The 18,796-nt window shown below is 65.1% G+C and carries 17 protein-coding genes; 6 read left to right on the top strand and 11 right to left on the bottom strand.

All coding sequences use genetic code 11. From position 1 onward, the window contains the following. Positions 1-37 precede the first annotated feature (37 nt). From RIA72_RS05665 to RIA72_RS05655, 3 genes are all read left to right on the top strand, one after another. A complete protein-coding gene (locus RIA72_RS05665) occupies positions 38-1,201 on the top strand; it encodes a CaiB/BaiF CoA transferase family protein (RefSeq protein WP_350031349.1) in 1,164 nt (387 codons plus the stop codon). 4 nt (positions 1,202-1,205) lie between these two features. Further along, positions 1,206-1,910: a glutathione S-transferase family protein gene (locus RIA72_RS05660; RefSeq protein ID WP_350031348.1), complete on the top strand. Its 705-nt coding sequence runs from the start codon at positions 1,206-1,208 to the stop codon at positions 1,908-1,910. An 85-nt stretch (positions 1,911-1,995) separates the two neighbouring features. Continuing rightward, complete coding sequence (locus RIA72_RS05655; RefSeq protein ID WP_350031347.1) at positions 1,996-2,820, top strand: SMI1/KNR4 family protein; 825 nt, start codon at positions 1,996-1,998, stop codon at positions 2,818-2,820. Between the two features lie 48 nt (positions 2,821-2,868). Here the strand turns inward: RIA72_RS05655 and RIA72_RS05650 are convergent, their stop codons facing one another. The 6 genes from RIA72_RS05650 to RIA72_RS05625 form a co-directional block, all read right to left on the bottom strand. Next, on the bottom strand, positions 2,869-3,405 hold the full coding sequence (locus tag RIA72_RS05650; RefSeq protein ID WP_350031346.1) for a J domain-containing protein: 537 nt from the start codon (positions 3,403-3,405) through the stop codon (positions 2,869-2,871). 54 nt (positions 3,406-3,459) lie between these two features. Continuing rightward, positions 3,460-4,245, bottom strand: coding sequence for a polyphosphate kinase 2 family protein (locus tag RIA72_RS05645; protein ID WP_350031345.1), 786 nt, complete (start codon positions 4,243-4,245; stop codon positions 3,460-3,462). Positions 4,246-4,324: 79 nt separating this feature from the next. Then, positions 4,325-5,215, bottom strand: coding sequence for an alpha/beta fold hydrolase (locus RIA72_RS05640; RefSeq protein ID WP_350031344.1), 891 nt, complete (start codon positions 5,213-5,215; stop codon positions 4,325-4,327). Between the two features lie 46 nt (positions 5,216-5,261). Then, positions 5,262-7,043: an aspartate--tRNA ligase gene (gene aspS / locus RIA72_RS05635; protein WP_350031343.1), complete on the bottom strand. Its 1,782-nt coding sequence runs from the start codon at positions 7,041-7,043 to the stop codon at positions 5,262-5,264. A gap of 92 nt (positions 7,044-7,135) precedes the next feature. Continuing rightward, positions 7,136-8,650, bottom strand: coding sequence for an FAD-binding protein (locus tag RIA72_RS05630; RefSeq protein ID WP_350031342.1), 1,515 nt, complete (start codon positions 8,648-8,650; stop codon positions 7,136-7,138). Then, positions 8,650-8,979: a hypothetical protein gene (locus RIA72_RS05625; RefSeq protein WP_350031341.1), complete on the bottom strand. Its 330-nt coding sequence runs from the start codon at positions 8,977-8,979 to the stop codon at positions 8,650-8,652. Before RIA72_RS05625 ends, RIA72_RS05630 begins: the two co-directional genes overlap by 1 nt. A 121-nt stretch (positions 8,980-9,100) precedes the next feature. Here RIA72_RS05625 and rnd point away from each other — a divergent pair, with 121 nt between their 5' ends. Continuing rightward, the gene (rnd, locus tag RIA72_RS05620; protein WP_350031340.1) at positions 9,101-10,294 is read left to right on the top strand and encodes a ribonuclease D; all 1,194 of its coding nucleotides are present in this window, start codon (positions 9,101-9,103) and stop codon (positions 10,292-10,294) included. A 10-nt stretch (positions 10,295-10,304) separates the two neighbouring features. Here the strand turns inward: rnd and RIA72_RS05615 are convergent, their stop codons facing one another. From RIA72_RS05615 to RIA72_RS05600, 4 genes are read right to left on the bottom strand one after another with little or no spacing between them, the layout of a single operon-like run. Continuing rightward, on the bottom strand, positions 10,305-11,819 hold the full coding sequence (locus RIA72_RS05615; RefSeq protein ID WP_502957944.1) for a Ppx/GppA family phosphatase: 1,515 nt from the start codon (positions 11,817-11,819) through the stop codon (positions 10,305-10,307). Beyond that, positions 11,800-13,974 carry an RNA degradosome polyphosphate kinase gene (locus RIA72_RS05610; protein WP_350031338.1) on the bottom strand — a complete coding sequence of 725 codons (2,175 nt, stop codon included), beginning with the start codon at positions 13,972-13,974 and terminating at the stop codon, positions 11,800-11,802. The genes RIA72_RS05615 and RIA72_RS05610 overlap by 20 nt, the downstream gene beginning before the upstream one ends. Next, the gene (locus RIA72_RS05605; RefSeq protein ID WP_350031337.1) at positions 13,965-14,621 is read right to left on the bottom strand and encodes a P-loop NTPase family protein; all 657 of its coding nucleotides are present in this window, start codon (positions 14,619-14,621) and stop codon (positions 13,965-13,967) included. The genes RIA72_RS05610 and RIA72_RS05605 overlap by 10 nt, the downstream gene beginning before the upstream one ends. Continuing rightward, a complete protein-coding gene (locus RIA72_RS05600; protein WP_350031336.1) occupies positions 14,621-15,895 on the bottom strand; it encodes a heavy-metal-associated domain-containing protein in 1,275 nt (424 codons plus the stop codon). Before RIA72_RS05600 ends, RIA72_RS05605 begins: the two co-directional genes overlap by 1 nt. Before the next feature lie 210 nt (positions 15,896-16,105). Here RIA72_RS05600 and purM point away from each other — a divergent pair, with 210 nt between their 5' ends. Beyond that, complete coding sequence (gene purM, locus RIA72_RS05595; RefSeq protein ID WP_350031335.1) at positions 16,106-17,212, top strand: phosphoribosylformylglycinamidine cyclo-ligase; 1,107 nt, start codon at positions 16,106-16,108, stop codon at positions 17,210-17,212. Positions 17,213-17,323: 111 nt separating this feature from the next. Next, positions 17,324-18,271, top strand: a complete 948-nt coding sequence (purN, locus tag RIA72_RS05590; protein WP_350031334.1) for a phosphoribosylglycinamide formyltransferase — start codon at positions 17,324-17,326, stop codon at positions 18,269-18,271. Between the two features lie 57 nt (positions 18,272-18,328). Here purN and ndk read toward each other — a convergent pair whose 3' ends face one another. Further along, on the bottom strand, positions 18,329-18,751 hold the full coding sequence (ndk, locus tag RIA72_RS05585) for a nucleoside-diphosphate kinase (protein WP_350031333.1): 423 nt from the start codon (positions 18,749-18,751) through the stop codon (positions 18,329-18,331). Between the last annotated feature and the right edge of the window lie 45 nt (positions 18,752-18,796).

Below are 18,796 nucleotides of genomic sequence, written 5' to 3'. Positions count from 1 at the left end.
GGTCGCCACGATCGGAGCCGGCCGCGAAAGGAATGACATGAGCGATACAGTCAGCGGGGGCGCGCTGGAAGGCATCAAGGTGGTCGAGATGGGGCAGCTCATCGCCGGCCCCTTCTGCGGGCAATTGCTTGGCGACATGGGGGCCGAGATCGTCAAGCTCGAACCCCCTGTCACCGGCGATCAGATGCGCCATTGGGGCCAGGGCGACAAGCCGAGCTGGTGGCGCGTGATCGCGCGCAACAAATATTCGGTCGCGGTCGACCTGCGTTCGGAAGAGGGTCAGGCGCTGGCGCGCGAGCTGATCGCCAAGGCCGACATATTGATCGAGAATTTCCGCCCCGGAACGCTCGAAAAATGGAACCTCGACCCGACGGAGCTGCGCAAGGCCAACCCGGGGCTGATCGTCGTGCGGGTGTCAGGCTATGGCCAGACCGGCCCCTATTCGGCACGCGCCGGCTTTGGCGGCATCGGCGAGGCCATGGGCGGCTGGCGCGGCATCGTCGGCTATCCCGACCTGCCGCCCGCGCGCATGGGCGTGTCGATCGGCGACACGCTGGCGGCGACCTATGGCTGTCTCGGCGCGCTCGCGGCGCTCCACCATCGCCACAAAACGGGCGAAGGCCAGATCGTCGATTCGGCGCTTTACGAGGCAGTGCTACAGGTCATGGAATCGACCGTGTCGGACTATTCGGCGAGCGGCACCAAGCGTCGGCGTACCGGATCGACGCTGCCCGGCATCGCACCGTCGAACGTTTATCCGTGCAAGGACGGCGAATATCTGATTGGCGCCAATCAGGACGGCGTGTTTGCCCGGCTTGCCGCCGCAATGGGCCGCCCCGAGCTGGCGGACGACGCACGCTATGCGACCCACCGCGCCCGTGGCGCGCGGCAGGAGGAACTCGACGCGCTGATCGGCGAATGGACCAAGACGCTGACCATCGACGAACTGGAAGCAGAAATGGTTGCGGCGGGCGTGCCGGCGGGGCGCGTTTACGACGCAGAGGATATGCTCGCCGATCCGCATTTCGCCGCGCGGGAGGCGTTGGTGACGGTCAAGGACGCCGAATTGGGCGAAGTCACCATGCAGGGTGTTTTCCCCAAATTGTCGGCGACGCCGGGCAGCGTGCGCCGCCCCGCCCCGCTTGCCGTCGGCCAGGATGGCGCCGACGTGATCAAACGCTGGCTCGGACGGGATATTTGACACGGTGATCACGCTCTATGGCGGTCCCACCCCCAATGCGCGCAAGATTGCGATCGCGCTGCTTGAAATGGGGCTCGACTGGCGGCTCGAATATATCGACATTCTGGCAGGCGACCAGTTGACCCCGGAATTTCTGGCGCTCAATCCGAACAACAAGACGCCGGTGATCGTCGACGACGCCGGCCCCGGCGGCGACCGGTTCGTGCTTTGGGAAACGGGCGCGATCCTCCTCTACCTTGCCGAAAAGACCGGGGGCTTCCTGCCCGCCGACCCGAAGAAGCGGGCAATCTGTTGGCAGTGGTTGATGTTCCAGGTGTCGGGCGTCGGGCCGATGTTCGGCCAAGAGGCGCATTTCACCCATTATGCCAAGGACCGGCACGCCTATGCGATCGCGCGCTACAGCCGCGAGGTCGACCGGCTGATGATGGTGCTCGACAAGCGGCTGGGAGAAAGCGAATGGCTGGCGGGCGCAGACTATACGATCGCCGACATGGCGACGCTGCCCTATCTGCGCCGTCAGCTGATCGAAAAGGCGGGACGTTTCCCGAACGTCGACCGCTGGGGTGCCGCGATGCTCGAACGCCCCGCCGTCGCGGAGGGCATGACAGTCGGCGTGGCGCGCGCCGAAACGATCGAAGGTGGCCTCGCCGGATTCACCGACGAACATCGCGCGATCCTGTGGGGCGACCGCCAGCACGCGAAGCGCTGAGGCACCCCACAAAGAGCGAAACACAGCTTTCGGGTAGAAAGCGGACATTAGGCATTTTCGTGTATCGCCATTGACTTGGAGGCACATGGATTCGCGTAGACGTAACCTGTTGATCGGCGGTACCATCCTGGGCGCGCTCGCCATCGGTGGACTGCTGCCGCGTGCCTGCGCGACGCGCCGGAACACCACGGAGCCGACGAAACCGATGAGCAATGTTCCCAAACGCCCAAAAGGCGAAGCGAAACCGGCACTCGACGAAGATATTACACCGATCCTCGCCCGACTGGACGCTTGGTACGCAGCTCATCTGGCAGCGGACAAATACAGGTTCAATCCGCCTGCGACGGACCAGCAGATCGACGCATTCGAGCGCCTGGTCGGCCTGGAAATGCCGCGATCCTACCGCCAACTATACCGGTGGCATGATGGCGAGAATAACGACCGCTGGGGCCATATCTACGGGCTTCCGTTACTTCCTTTGGAGCGCGCGGCAGCCGATTGGACGGCATGGACCAGGATATCGGCCGATTTTGACGGCGATCGTTACGCCATTCCGGGAGGAGCGTGGCCTGAAGGCGCCGTCGACCCGGCCTATACAAACCGCTCGTGGATCCCGCTGACCAATGATGGATCGGGCGGTCATATCGGTCTCGACTTCGACCCATGGCCCGGCGGCCGGATTGGTCAAGTGATCCTCTTCGGGCGCGACGAGGATGTGAAGATCGTGCTCGCCGAGTCTCTTGGCGAATTTCTGGAGTGGATCGCAGGATTGTTGGAGAGCGGCAATTTCCGACTGACGGCGGCGACAGGCGAGAATGTGCTGCGGCAGTTTCGATTGAAGGAACCGCCAACAGACGACTTCCATACTGGTGCCCGGATACTCCGGGGAGCGCCCGACCAGTTCTTATGAAATGGGCCTCGGCTCGACGTCCGCTGTCGCGCCGACAGCTACACGGCCTCAAGCCGGTTTCCAGCTTTTCCGCTCTTCGGCCTGCTTCAGCACCTCGAACGCCGCCTGTCCGGCCGCGAAGCGTTTTGCCGCCTCGTCATCGCCAGGCTTGACGTCGGGGTGACATTCCTTGGCATAGGCGCGCCACGCCTTTTTCGTCGCCTCGAAGTCGGCGTCGGGTTCCAGCCCCAAAAGTTCGAGCGCGCGCATTTCGTCGGCGCTGCGGCTGCCGTCGCCGGCGCCGCCCCAGGCATAATGCTGGGCGCGGGCATAGCTGCGCGCGCCGCGGGCCTCCTCGGCGGCGCGCGCCGCGGCATCCTCCGCCGACAGTCCGGCAAAATAGTCCCAGCCGCGATTATATTCGGCGGCATGGGCTTCGCAGAAATACCAGCGTTCCGCACTGTTCGGCGACTTGGGCGCAGGGCAATTGCCTGGCTCCGCGCAGCCGTGCCGGTCGCAAAGACGCACCTTCTGCGCCTCGCGCGATGCGCCATAGGGACGCCAGCGGGGAAATCCCCAATCGTCGGATCGCTTGGCGCGGCTCATCGACCCCATGTAGCGGCTGAAGCGCCCGATTGCTAGCCGACGAGGGCGAAAATCCTAGTCTTTGGGCTTGTAGCCGAAGGCCTTGGCCGCAAGTTTGACCACCGCAGGGTCGCGTTCGGGCGGCGTCATCGGCACCGCGGCTTCCAGCGTTTCGACGACGTGCGTGAGCGCGGCGATGCGCGCCGCCTTCTTGTTGTTGCCGTCGATCAGCTTCCACGGCGCCCAACGTGTATGCGTCTGGGCGAACATATCGTCCATCGCCGTCAGATAGGCCGCGCGTTTCGACCGGTTGCGATAATCCTCGGCTCCGGTCTTCCACCGTTTCCAGGGATCGTCGAGGCGGTCGGCGAAGCGCTTGTCCTGTTCCTCCTGCGTCACATGGATGAACAGCTTGACCAGGTTGGTCGCGCTGCCGGTCAGCTGCGCCTCGAATTCGTTGATTTCGTCATAGGCCTTGCGCCATTCGGCTTCGCTCGCATAGCCCTCGACGCGCTCGACGAGCACGCGGCCGTACCAGCTGCGGTCGAACACCGAAATTTCGCGCTTTCCGGGCAAGCGTTTCCAAAAGCGCCAGAGGAAATGACGCGCCTTTTCCTCCTCGCTCGGCGCGCCGATCGGCCACACCTCGAAATAGCGGGGGTCGAGCGACGCGGTGAGCCGCTGGATGATCCCGCCCTTGCCCGCCGCGTCCCAGCCCTCGAACATGATGACGCTGCGCTGTCCGTGAAAGATATGCGCGGCCTGGAGCCGCTCCAGCCGGTCCTCGAGCGCCGCGAGATCGTCGGAATAATCGCCGTCATATTTGGCGCCGGCTTCATAGTCGGAGAGAGAGATGCTCATGGGCCTTTCCTAGCGCGCACTGGCGTTCGCACCAAGCTGGCGATGGCCGCTGTCATTTTATGGGACAGCGCGCGTGTGATCAGACGAGCGCCGCCTGCCGGAGATAGTCGGCGAGCAACGCCGCCACACGCGACGGATTTTCCATCGGGATGAAATGGCTGTGTTCGGCCCACAATTCGTCGCGCTCGGCGCCCAGCGCTGCGCCAAGGCCGGCCCAGGTCGGGCTCAGCGAAAAATCGAGCGCGCTGCTCCGCTCGCCGGTCGGCGCGCGGATAAGGGTCGAAGGGACCGCGAGATAATGCAGCCATTCATGCGGATTGGTCCGCAGCGCATTCTGATAGACCGACGCCTCGATCATCGGCGGGCATGCGAGTTCGAGCCCGTCGCCGTCGGCCGCAGAAAGCAGGCCATGGGTGCAATAATCGGCGAGGACATGCGGGTCCCAGCGTGCGTAGGGCGGTCGGTCGGCGAACCGCGCGCGCATTTCTTCGGGGCTCGCCCACCGGTTACGGCGGCGCGCGACCGGGTGATCGGCCGGATCGGGAATGGGTCCTGCGTTTTCGCTGTCATACAGGGCCGGGTCCATGATTACCGGGTCGATCAGCACAAGATGCCCGAAGGCCGCCGGGCGCTGCGACGCGAGGCGCGTCAACGCATACGCGCCCATGCTGTGTCCGCAACCGACCAGCGGATGTCCGCCGAGCCCGTCGAGCAGTGGCAGCAGCGCGTCGGCAGTGGCCGCCCAATTGGCGAGGGTTGCCGGGCGAAAACTCCGCCCATGACCGCGGTGATCGGGCGCGATGACATGCGTTCCGGCGGGCAGCGCGGCGACGACCCGGTCCCAAAGACGCGCGTGAAAACCGGTGGCGTGAAGCAGGAGCAGCGAAGCCCCCTCGCCGCGTTCGCCCCATTCGAACCAGCAGATGTCGCCATCCGGCGTTTGGAGCCGATGCTCGCGGGGCTCGCTCATTTAATCGTCATCCCGGGCAAGAGAGGAATATGGGCGCTTCAACGCCTTAGCTCTTGGGACCGTCGACGATACGAATGCCGAGTTCCTTCAGCTGCCTTTCGCTGACCGGTGCCGGGGCACCCATCATCAGGTCTTCGGCCTTCTGGTTCATCGGGAAAACGACGACTTCGCGGATATTGGGTTCGTCGGCGAGGAGCATGACGATGCGATCGACCCCCGGCGCCGAACCCCCGTGCGGCGGCGCGCCATATTTGAAGGCGTTGATCATGCCTGCAAAATTGGCGTCGACGTCGGCCTGGCTGTAACCCGCAATCTCGAACGCCTTGTACATGATGTCAGGGCGGTGGTTCCGGATCGCGCCGGAGGACAGTTCGACGCCGTTGCACACAATGTCATATTGCCACGCAAGAATGTCGAGCGGGTCTTTGCTTTCCAGCGCTTCCAGCTCGCCCTGCGGCATCGAGAAGGGGTTGTGGCTGAAGTCGATCTTGCCCGTTTCCTCGTCGAGTTCGAACATCGGGAAGTCGACGATCCAGCACATTTCGAAACGGTTGGCATCGATGAGGTCGAGCTGTTCGCCGACGCGCGTGCGCGCGAGGCCCGCGAGTTTCGCCGCCTGCGCTTCCTTGCCCGCGGCAAAGAACAGCCCGTCGTCGGGACCGAGGCCGAGTTCGGCAGCGAGCGCGTCCATCTTGTCCGCCCCATGATTCTTGGCAATCGGGCCGCCCCATTCGCCGCCCTTGCGCGTCGCATAGCCAAGGCCGGCAAAGCCTTCGCCCTGCGCCCAGCTGTTCAAGTCGTCAAAGAATTTGCGGCTCTTCTCCGCCGTGTTTGGCGCCGGGATGGCGCGCACAACATCGCCCGCCGCGACGATGTCGGCAAAGCGGCCGAAGCCCGACCCTTCAAAATGCGACGACACATCGCTGATGATCAGCGGGTTGCGAAGGTCGGGCTTGTCATTGCCATATTTCAACATCGATTCGCGGTAGGGGATACGCGGGAAGCTGCCCGCCGGCGTCACCGACTTGCCGTTCGCGAACTCCTCGAACACGCCCGCGAGCACGGGTTCGATCGCGCCAAACACATCGTCCTGCGTGACGAAGCTCATCTCGAAATCGAGCTGGTAAAATTCGCCGGGGGAACGGTCGGCGCGCGCATCTTCGTCGCGGAAGCAGGGCGCGATCTGGAAATAGCGGTCGAAGCCTGCGACCATCAGCAGTTGCTTGAACATCTGCGGCGCCTGCGGCAGCGCATAAAATTTGCCGGGGTGGACGCGGCTCGGCACCAGATAGTCGCGCGCGCCCTCCGGCGACGAGGCCGTGAGGATCGGCGTCTGATATTCGGTAAAGCCCTGCTCCACCATGCGGCGGCGGAGCGAGGCGATCACCTTCGACCGCAGCAGGATATTCGCGTGTAACCGCTCGCGGCGGAGGTCGAGGAAACGATATTTGAGGCGGATGTCCTCGGGATATTCCTGTTCGCCCGCAACGGGGAGCGGCAGCTCGGCCGCCGCCGATTGCACCGCCACCTCGCGCGCGCGGACTTCGACCTCCCCGGTCGGAAGATTGGCGTTCACCGTCTCGGCCGAACGCGCAACAACCTCGCCCGTGATCGTGACGACACTCTCGGCGCGGAGGCCATCGAGCGTCGCGAAGGTGGCGTCGCTCGAATCCGCGACGATCTGCGTCAATCCATAATGATCGCGCAGGTCGACGAAGAGCAGCCCGCCATGGTCGCGCTTGCGATGGACCCAGCCCGACAGGCGGACCGTCTGGCCGACGTCCTGGCTGCGAAGCTGGCCGCAATGATGGGTGCGATAGGCGTGCATTTCTTGGTCTTTCGAAGATTGGAGGCATCACATTTAAAGTGATTATGGCCGCGCCTAAGGCAGGGCCGGGCGGGATTTGTCAAGGCTTGTCCCTATGGACAGGTGAGCCCCAGGCCGTCGAGCACCGCGCTGCGGAACAGCGTCCGGTGTGCAGGATCGGGGAGCAGCCGGTCGCGCGCGCGGCACCAGCGGCGGAAATCCTCGCCATAATCGGCGGCGACGCGCGCGGCGTCGAGGTTGCAGCTTTTCCCCCAATGGCGCGTGAAAGCGACTCCCTCGGCATCGAGCCGGTCGACGACGCGCGCATAGGCCTCGGCCGTGCGGCGGCTGCGCGGTCCGTCGAAGTCGATCACCGCATTGTGCGCAAAACGCGCAGGGGCGAGCAACCCGCCAGCACGGCGCATGAAGCGCAGCGTCACGACCGTCGAGCCGCCATGGCGCGCGTACACCGCGCAGATCAGCTCGAACGCGCGCGCAAGGTCGGCGCGGTCGATCGTGACCGAAGCGTTGAACAGGTCGGCGAGCGGGCGGTGCGTGTCGAGTCCCTCCCCCCAGCTGCCATAGACGGGCGGATCATCCACGTCGGGGCCCGACGCATAGCCAAGCTTCATCGCATATTGCAGCAGCGCGCCGCGCGCCCAGGGATAATCGTTGAGCAGCCGCCCGAGCAGGCTGAGCGCGTCATAGCCAGCCCCGAGCTGTCCCGGCGTCGCGCGCGGATAATCGTCGCGCCACGGTTCGCGATACAGGAAACGCAGCATCGCCGGGCGCTTGAAAGGCTTATAGGGGTTGACGATCATCTGAACGAAATCGGGATCGCGATCGAGCGCATAGGCGGCCGAGAAGCGGCGAAAATCGCCCACCGCGAGCCAGGCGAGCGCAGCGCGATCGACCGTCCTCAGATTCTGGATCGGGCGGATGAGGAAGCGCGGCACGCTGTCGACGACCAGCGCGGTGACGATACCCAGCGCGCCGACGGGAAGCTGCGCCGCGGCAAAAAGCTCGTCGTCGCGAAGCGGCACCGATCCGGTCGCGGCGATGAACGCGTCGCTCATCACGCCCGCGGCGGGCTCGATCCAGAAAATGCCCGCCGGGGTCACGATCTGCAGGGCGCGGATATGGTCCTGAATACCGCCATGCGCGATCATCGAGCCATGCGTCCCCGTCGCGGCGGCACCGGCAAAGGTTTGTCCATTGCCCGCCCCGCTGGTCCACAGCGAGCGGCCCTGCGCCTCAAGCTTGTCGGACACCTCATCCACAAGCGCGCCCGCCTCGACCAGCATCAGCGCGGCCGCATCGAGGCCGGGCCGCACGTCGTCGGCGGCGATGCGGAAGCAGCGGTTGAAACGACGTGTGTGGAGCAGCCAGCTTTCGGAGGCGATATTGATGTTCGACGGGGACCATCCCGCGCCGAGCGGCCGTACGCGGCGTCCCGCGGCCGCCGCATCCGCCAGCCAGACCTGCACCGCGCGCGCAGCCGCCGCCAGCTCGTCGCGCCCGCGCGGCGCATCGCCCGCCCGCAGCGCAAAGCGCGTCGCAGCCTCGCAAGTGCCGGTGCCGTGATAGTTACGCCAACGGCCCTCGCTGCCCAATTGCACGATCGGCATCAGGCGTCCCCCAAGGGTTGAACCCCGGCGTGCGCGCGCCACGCGACGGTAACGGGACGCAAAAGGCCAAAGCTGGCAATCGACACGAGCATCTGCCGCCGCGTCGAAAAGACGCGCACGTCGGACAGGCCATGGTCGGATTCGGGGGCGATGAAGGGCTGTGCCGCGTGGGTGGCGAATCCCCAGCCCTTCAACGTCACGACCATCGAATCCTCGTCGAGCGGCCGCGGATTGGCGATCGACACGAAAACGTCCGACTGCCCGGCCATATATTGCCCGAACAGCAGCAGACACGCGAGCGCGGCCAGCGCCCAACCAAGCCACGTCATTGCCCCAAACCCCTTCGTTTTCCATTTGGCCGGTGTTCCGGCTCCGCGACCCGAAGAGCGACGATCAGGTATCCGGTAATTTTTCCTGCCCGTTGGTTCCAACTAGCTGTATAGGCGCGCTATGCAAGTCCATCCGTTGATCGATACCAACAGCGCGCTCATTGAATTCTGCGATCTGATCAAGGACAGCGATTTCATCGCTGTCGATACCGAATTCATGCGCGAAAACACCTTCTGGCCCGAGCTGTGCCTGATCCAGGTCGCCGACAGCGACCACGCCGCCGCGATCGATCCGATGGCGTCGGGCATCGACCTTAAACCCCTGCTCGACCTGCTTGTCGACAAGGAGGATATGCTGAAGGTCTTTCACGCGGGCGGGCAGGACGTCGAAATCATCTTCAACCTGACCGGCAAGACGCCGCACCCTATTTTCGACACGCAGATCGGGCAGATGGCACTCGGTCAGGCCGAACAGGTCGGCTATTCGAACCTGGTCGAAGCGTGGCTGGGCGTACAGCTCGACAAGGGCGCACGCTTCACCGACTGGAGCCGCCGCCCGCTCGACAAGCGGCAGATCGACTATGCGATCGGCGACGTCACGCACCTCGCCGAGATATTCCCGATGATGCTCGACAAGCTGGTCAAGACCGGACGCGGCCATTGGCTCGACGAGGAAATGGAAAAGCTCGCCGACCCCGCCAATTACAGTATCGATCCCGACAGGGCGTGGCAGCGGATCAAGATCCCGTCGCGCAAACCCGACGTGCTCGGCCGCCTCCGCGCGCTCGCCGCCTGGCGCGAGCGCGAGGCACGGACGAAAAACCTGCCGCGCGGCCGCATCGTCAAGGACGAAACGCTCGCCGACCTTGCGGCGCACCCGCCGAAGGATCAGGATGGTCTGGGCCGCGTCCGCGGCCTGTCGGCGACGTGGAAGGGCAATGACATCGGCGCACGGCTGATGGAAGCGCTGACGAATGCCAAGCCGCTCGGCAAGGACGATATGCCCGACCGTGCCCCGCGCGGGCCGGGCCTCGGCAAGGAAGGCGCGCTCGTCGCCGACCTCTTGAAACTGCTTCTGAAAATCCGCGCGCGCGAGCTCAATGTCGCCGCGCGGCTGATTGCGCGCAGCGACGATCTGGAGGCGCTGGCTGCCGGAACGCGCAAGGGCATCGCGATGATGGAAGGCTGGCGCTACGATGTGTTCGGCCACGCGGCGCTCGATCTGGTCGAGGGCCGGATGGGCTTCGCCGTAAAGAACGGCAAGCTGCTGATGAGCGAAATCGACGCGGCTGCCGCGGCTGCCGACGAAGGTTGAAGTCAGGGTCCTAAAGCAGCATCAGTTCGGGCTTGGCGCCCAACGCCTGCGCGAGCGAGCGCAGGCGGCGTTCCACCGATTCGCCGCCAAGGTGATGCCAGCCGGGATTGAGTCGAAGACACAGCCGGCCGTCGTCAAGCGCAATGCTGCTGGCCTTCAGCGGCGCTTCGACCCCTCCCGTCAGCCGCTGCGCGAGCCGGATCGCCAGCCCCCATTGCCGTGCGCGCGCCAGCCGTTCGGCACTGACCAGCGTACCCATCGCGGGAAAGTCACCGTCGGCCCCGCCGAACCCGGCGTGGAGCGCGCGGGCGAGCAGAATGCGCCCCGGAATATCGATCCCGCGCCAGTTGCCGTGCAGTCCGATCTCCATTCCGCGTTCGGCGCGGAAATCGGGGTTGGCCGACCATGCGACGTCACTGAGCAGGCTCGCGGCAAGACGGACGCGGCTGTCGGCGGCCGCTTCGCCGACAAAGAGCGGGGCGATCCATTCGGTGATCGCGCGGCCGTGCGGCGCAAAGCGCGCGAGGCGCCGCCCCTCGAACTCCGCCGCGACGATCAGCGGGTCCTGTGCGCGCGTCGCGGCGTCGAGCGCCTGGTAAAGCAGCCCCTCGCGCAGTCCAGACGACGAGACGGTCATTTCGGGCACGTCGATGATGTTGGCGAGCGCCGCCAGCAGAGCCGCCGCGTCGGGCAGGGTTGCGGCACGGTTCGACGCCATGCCAGGGATCGCGCGCAATTCGTCGAAACTCAGCCGCTTGGTCGCGCGCGCCAGCCGGCGCAGCGCGGTGCGCGGAAAGGTATGCTGGTCGAGCACTGCCAGCGGGTCGTTGGTCAGTTCCAGGTCGAGGCGCGACAGCGCGCGCCACGATCCGCCGACAAGATAGAGCGGCAGTCCCGCCATGCCCCCCGGCCAGCCCGCGTCACGCAGCATCTTGCGCACCGTGCGCTCGAACGCCTGCTGTCCGTCGCGGCGCAGCGCAGGCAGGCGCAGCACACCGAGCGGAAAGGAGGCGCGGCGGCCGACCGCGCCATCCGCAACCTCCGCGAGCTCGAGACTGCCGCCGCCAAGGTCGACGGCGATGCCGCGCGCTTCCGGGATGGCGGACAGGACGCCATAGCCCGCCGCTTCGGCCTCTTCCTCGCCCGACAGGAGGCGGATTGCGAGCCCCGCCTCTGCCGCAGCGGCGATAAAGGCGGGACCATTTGCGGCATCGCGCACAGCCGCAGTGGCGACGCAGACCAGATTCGTCACATCCATATGCTGCGCGAGCAGCGCATAACGGCGCAGCGCGGTCAGCCCGCGTTCGGCATCGGCCTCTGCAATCCGGCCGTCGATCGCCAGCCCGCGGCCGAGCCCCGCCGCGACCTTTTCGTTGAAGATCACCGCGGGCGCGCGCGCCGGCCCTTCATAGACAACGAGGCGGACCGAGTTGGAACCGATATCGATGACGGCGGAACGGTGGATTGTCTGTTTGGCGGATCGCAGCAAGGGCAAGCGCAACTTCTCAATCTTCGCGCAGATCATAGGCAAGCGTCGGAACGTCCTGCCGCTGATGAAGCGCCGTACCGCGGCCCGAAAGCGACGGATTGTTCATGAAATAATGGTGCAGGTTAAAGGGCTTGTCGCCCGGATCGACGCGCACCGAGGTGCCGTCGGGTTGCAGGATCCAGCTTTGTTCATTGTCGATCAGATTGGCGACGAGCACCTGATCGAGAATCTGGTCGTGGACGGTCGGGTTTTCGATCGGGATCATATATTCGACGCGGCGGTCGAAATTGCGCGGCATCCAGTCGGCGCTGCTGATGTAGAGCCGCGCGCCCCGATTGGGTAGCGGCGCGCCATTGGCAAAGGCCCAGACACGGCTGTGCTCGAGAAAGCGACCGACCACGGACTTGACGCGGATGGTGTCGGACAGGCCGCGAACACCCGGGCGCAGGCAGCAGATGCCGCGCACGATCAGTTCGATCGGTACACCCGCCGCGCTCGCTTCGTAAAGCTTGTCGATGATGTCGGGGTCGACGATGCTGTTCATCTTGGCCCAGACGCCCGACGGACGCCCGGCCTTTGCCGCGGCGATTTCAGCGTCGATCAGCTCGCAAAGATGCTGGCGCATATTGAGCGGCGACATGGTGATGAGGTCGAGCCGTTCGGGTTCGACATAGCCGGTGATATAGTTGAACAGCTGCGCCGCATCGCGCCCCGCGCGCGGATCGGCGGTGAAGAAGCTCAAATCGGTATATATGCGCGCGGTAACGGGGTGGTAGTTGCCGGTGCCGAAGTGGCAATAGGTCCGATACCCCTGCCCTTCGCGCCGGACGACCATCGAAATCTTGGCGTGCGTTTTCCATTCGATGAAGCCGTAGACGACCTGCACCCCGGCGCGTTCGAGCTGGTTCGCCCAGAGCAGATTCTGCTCTTCGTCGAAACGCGCCTTGAGTTCGACAACCGCCGTGACCGACTTGCCCGCCTCCGCCGCCTCGATCAGTGCGCGGATGACCGGCGACTGGTTGCCGGCGCGATAGAGCGTCTGCTTGATCGCGACGACGTCGGGATCGGCCGCCGCCTGCCGCAAAAAGGAAAGGACGACGTCGAAGCTTTCATAGGGGTGATGGACGACGATGTCCTTCGACCGGATCGCGGCGAAACAATCGCCCCCATGTTCGCGGATACGTTCGGGAAAACGAGGCGAATAGGCCGGGAATTTCAGGTCGGGGCGATCGACGTCAACGAGCGCCGACAGCGCCGCGAGCCCGATGAAACCGCCTATCTTGGCAACGATCGCCTCGTGCCCCTGAATATCGGCGTTCAGGACGGCAGCGATTTCGGCCGGCATGTCGGCCTCCAGCTCCATCAGGATCACGCGGCCGCGCCGGCGGCGGCGGATCGCGGTGCGGAACAGGCGCACCAGATCCTCGGCCTCTTCCTCCAGCTCGATGTCGCTGTCGCGGATGATGCGGAACACGCCCAATGACCGGATGACGAAGCCCGGAAACAGAAGGTCGCCGAACAATTCGATCAGATATTCGATCGGGACAAAGCCGCTCGCTTCCCCCGGTACCGGGACAAAACGCGGCAGCGACGCGGGAATCATCACCAATTCGCGCACCGTATCGCCGCTGGCCCGGCGCTGAAGGTCGAAGATGACGCCGAGTCCCCGGTTGGGAATGAAGGGAAAGGGATGCGCGGGATCGAGCGCTTGCGGCGTCAGAATCGGAAAAATCTGGTCGATGAAATATTGGCGCAGGCTGGCGCGCAACGCTTCCTTGTCCGACCCCGCGCCATGAACGACGATGCCCTGTTCGGCGAGCTGGCGATGGAGCCGCTGCCATTCGCTCTGCTGCTGATCGACAAGGCGGTGAACCTCGGCCTCGATCTCGGCCAGTTGCTGTCCCGGCGAGCGACCGTCGGCCGAGGGATCGTCGATGCCCTGAAGCTGCTGCCCTTTCAGTCCCGCGACGCGGACCATGAAAAATTCGTCGAGATTGCTTCCCGAAATCGACAGGAAACGCAGCCGTTCGAGCAGGGGATGCGCGGGATTGCGCGCTTCCTCCATCACCCGCCGGTTGAACGCGAGCCACGACAGTTCGCGGTTGAAAAAGCGTTCAGAGCCAAAGCTTGGCGGCGGCGGGGCGGCCACGGGGTCATTGTCGGCGCGAAGCGGCTGACCGGTCATCGACATGAAACATCCTGTCTTTCGAGCAAATCGGGATCGATGAGCCCCTGTGACAATAATGTTTCACGCGTAAGACGCAGGCCGATTCCTCCGCCCTTTTCCAGCGATGCCGCATCGAGTGCCGCCACGACACGGTGGATCATCGCATAGCTGCGTTCCATTCGCGGCACGATATAGGAGGCGACGCCCGGCGCCAAGGCCATGCCGCGCCGCGCGAAAAGCGCCTCGATCAGATCGCGCGCAAGGCAATCGTCAGGATCGCCGATCGTCAGCACCGGCACGGCCGCAAGGCGCGAGCGAAGGTCAGGCAAGGCCACGTTCCATTCAGCGGGCGGCGCGTCGGCGATGACGAGCAGCGGCGTGCCGCTGGCCTGCGCCGCGTTCCAGGCGTGAAACAGCTCCTCTTCGCTCACACTGCCGGGACCGTCGATGACCCGCCCGCCGGTGTCCGCCGCGAACAGGCGCCCCATCAGGCTGCGCCCCGAACCGCGCGGCCCGGTGAGCACGGCGGTGCGCACCGGCCAGGTCGAAACATGGCGCAGATAGCGCACGGCATCGGCATTGCTGGTGCCGACGATGAGCGGGCCGTCGTTCGCTCCGCCCGCGCTCCAGTCGAGCGGCAGGGCGATCTGGCCTGATCCGGCGCGCCTCATCAGCGGCTGATCCGGAGCTGGCCGCCGCCTTCCTGCACGGTGAAGCCACGCGCCGCGAGCGCCGCGCGCAGCGCCGACAGGTCGCCGCGGAAGGTCACGCGCATCACCGACGTCCCGCCGAGCGCGAGGCTGGTGGTCGACGCCGACTGCACCCCCGCCACGGCCGCCACGGCGCGTTCGGTCGCCGTGACCGATTCGACGTCAGGTGAACTATATTGGACGGTAAAGCTCTGCACCCCTGCGGGCGGCGTCACGGGGACGCTGCCGTCCACTTCTGCGGGCAGCGCATCGTCGTCGCCCGCCGCCGCTTCTTCGGGCAGGTCGTCACGCTCGATGGGCTTTTCGAGGACAAGATAGGTGTCGGTGCGCAGCACGCCCGATTCCAGCGCCTCGGTATAGATGCGGTCCATGCGCGCGACCGCTTTTTCCATCATGTCGGGCAGCGCCGCCGGGCTGGGGCCCGTCATGGCAAAGCTGGCGATATATTTGTTGTCTGGCCCGAACCGCGCGGTGAAATGGCCGCGAATCGGTCCGCCGGGATAGGCATATTCGATGCGCGCGATCGGGATCAGCACATCGGCGGCGCCATATTGGTCGAGGATGACGCGCCACCACACGCGGCCGCGCCGTCCGATCTGCCCCGAATTGAGCAGCAGCGTGTCGGCGCCGGTGCCCGCGGTGCGGACATAATCGATCGCGCTTTGTCCGGTATTATATTCGGCCCAGGCGCGCTGCCACGCGCTGCGCTGTTCGAACACCTGCTGGACGCCGTCGACCGAATAGACGGGGATGACGAGCAGCGGCGGCGAACGCAGCGTACGGCCACTGACACCCAGTATCTGTCCGGCGCGGACGCGGTCGAACTGAACGCCGAGCCGCGCGACGTAGCGGCGCGGCCCGATCTGTTCTTCCTCGACGACGATCGCGGTGACGATGCCATCGAGCACCGAATCGCCGAGCGCGGGCCCGTCGGTGCCGTTGAGGCGGCGATAGAGTTGCGCCCAGCCCTGCCGCTGCGCCTCTCGCCAACCTTTTGTGCGCGCATCGTCGGCGTTGTCGCCGGTCACGTCGACGCGGATGCCGCTCGCCAGAAAATCGCCGCTGGAATTGATCGGGGTGATGCCGCGATTGCCGCTCGCAATCTGTCCATCGACGATCCCTGCGAGTAAAATCGCGAAGAAAAAGCCGACGAGCGCCACCCAGCGCCAGTCGCGCGGGCGAATGGCATCAAGGGTCGGCCGGGGCGTGAAACGGGGAAAAGCAGCCGAAATCATATAGTATTTACGCTTCGTTCCCAATCTCACGACGACAAATCTTCTTTCGTCATTCCGGCGAAGACCGGAATCTCATCGCCGCATTTTGGCGCGATGTCGAGATCCCGACCTTCGCCGGGATGACGATTCAAGCATGCACTACGCCAAAGGCAATGTCGCCGACAAGGAAATCATGGCATTTCGTGGCCAGAGTCGTTAGTCGCGCTGGCCATGGATTCCAAGCACAACTCACCCGCCTCTTACACTTATGCCGAGGCCGGCGTATCGATCGAGACCGGCAATGCGCTGGTCCGTGCCATCGCCCCGCTCGCCCGCGCGACACGCCGCCCCGGCGCCGACGCCGACCTTGGCGGATTTGGCGGCTTTTTCGATCTGAAAGCCGCGGGGTTCGACGATCCCCTGCTCGTCGCGGCGAACGACGGGGTCGGCACCAAGCTGAAACTTGCGATCGAATCGGGCAAGCATGAGGGCGTCGGTATCGACCTTGTCGCGATGTGCGCGAACGACCTGATCGTACAGGGCGCCGAGCCGCTGTTTTTCCTTGATTATTATGCGACGGGCAAGCTCGACAACGATGTCGCCACGGCGGTCGTCGCCAGCATCGCCGAAGGGTGCAAGCAGGCCGGATGTGCGCTGATCGGCGGCGAGACCGCCGAAATGCCCGGCATGTATTCCGACGGCGACTATGATCTCGCGGGTTTTTGCGTCGGCGCGGTCGAGCGCGACCAGGTGCTGACCGCCGACAAGGTCGCGGCGGGCGACGTGATCCTGGGCCTCGCCTCGTCGGGTGTGCATTCGAACGGTTTTTCGCTCGTCCGCCGCCTCGCCGCCGACAAGGGGTGGAAGCTCGACCGCCCTGCGCTGTTCGACCAGAATATATTGCTGATCGACGCGTTGATGGCGCCGACGCGCATCTATGTAAAAAGCCTGCTCCCGCTGGTGAAGACGGGCAAGGTTCACGCGCTCGCACATATCACCGGCGGCGGCCTGCTCGAAAATATCCCGCGCGTGCTGCCCAAGGCGCTGCACGCGCACATCGACGCCGATGCGTGGGAGCAGCCGCCCCTGATGGCGTTTCTGCAGGCGCAGGGCAATATCGAGCCCGAGGAAATGGCGCGCACCTTCAACTGCGGGATCGGCATGGCGGTGGTCGTCGCCGAAGGCGATGTCGACCATGTTACAGCGGCGCTGGAAGCCGCGGGCGAAACGGTATTCCGCATCGGCCATATTGCCGCGGGCGAAAAGGGCTGCACCGTGACGGGCAGCGCCGAGACGTGGAGCGCGATGGGCGCATGGAGCGCCACGCATAATGGCTAAGGCCGTAAAGTCCCCCTCCCGCTCGCGGGCGGGGTGGGGTGAGCGCCTGTTTCGACGCCCTGCTCTTCGACATGCCCTCCCCCGACCCCTCCCACAAGCCGGAGGGGAGAAGTGAAGGCCAAGGTCGCCGTCCTGATCTCCGGCGCCGGCACCAATATGGCGGCGCTGCTCTATGCCGCAAAGGCTGCCGATTGCCCCTATGAACTGGTCCTCGTCGCCAGCAACGACCCCGCCGCACCGGGGCTGAAGATTGCTGAGGCCGAGGGAATCGCAACCTGGGCGCACCCGCACAAGGGGCTGACACGCGCCGCCTTCGACGCGCTGGTCGACGAACAATTGCGCAGCGCGAACGCCGAATATGTCGCGCTTGCGGGTTATATGCGGATATTGTCCGACGATTTCGTGGAACGCTGGGAAGGCCGGATGCTCAACATACATCCCAGCCTGCTGCCCCTGTACAAGGGGCTCGAAACCCATCAGCGCGCGATCGACGCGGGCGACAAATTCGGGGGGTGCAGCGTGCATGTCGTGACCCCGGCGCTCGACGACGGCCCGGTGCTGGCACAAACCCCGGTCGCGATCGTCGCGGGCGATACCGCGGCATCGCTGGCCGAGCGGGTCCGCTTTGCCGAACATCAGCTTTACCCCGCCGCGCTGGCCGCCTTTGTAATGCGCGAACGCTCGCCCGGCTATCTGCGTGGGCGCGTGCGCAAACTGGCGCTGGCGCTGCCCGAAAGCGACGAGGTGACGTCGCACGGCATGCCCTGTTTCGGTATCGTGAAGGGCAAGAAATTTGCCTATTTCACCGAGGATCATCACGGCGACGGCAAGACCGCGCTGCTGGTGAAGATCAGCGGCGCCGACGAGCAGGCGCAGCTCATCGAACTCGACCCCGACCGTTATTACCGGCCCGCCTATTTCGGCGACGGCTGGATCGGCATCCGCCTCGACCTCGGCGACACCGACTGGGATGCCATCGCCGAATGGCTGCGCAAGAGCTGGCTGTCGATCGCGCCGAAGAAGCTGGCGGGGCTGATGGCCGTGGCGGAGGAATTCTGACAAAAAAGGCCGCCGGATCGCTCCGGCGGCCTCTTTGTTTCGGTTATGCCGACAGGCTCAGCCGACGATCTCTTCAGGCTTGAAGAAATAGGCGATTTCGATCGCCGCATTTTCGTCGCTGTCCGAACCGTGGACCGAATTGGCTTCGATGCTTTCGGCGTGCGTCTTGCGGATCGTGCCTTCGGCGGCATCGGCGGGGTTGGTCGCACCCATGACGTCGCGGTTGCGCTTCACGGCGTCTTCACCCTCGAGTACCTGAACGACGACGGGGCCCGAGATCATAAATTCGACCAGTTCGCCGAAGAAGGGGCGTTCCTTGTGAACCGCATAAAAGCCCTCGGCCTGTTCGCGGGTCATGTGGATGCGCTTCGACGCGACGACGCGGAGGCCGGCGTCTTCGAGCATCTTGGTGACCGCGCCGGTCAGGTTGCGGCGGGTGGCGTCGGGTTTGATGATCGAGAAAGTGCGTGTAACCGCCATGGGAAAGCTCCTGCGTATCTGTGTTATATGGTGCGCGCGCCTCTA

Origin of the sequence: Sphingopyxis sp., assembly GCF_040216815.1 — a bacterium.
GTDB lineage: Bacteria > Pseudomonadota > Alphaproteobacteria > Sphingomonadales > Sphingomonadaceae > Sphingopyxis.
This window is presented reverse-complemented; position numbering and strand designations above follow the sequence as displayed.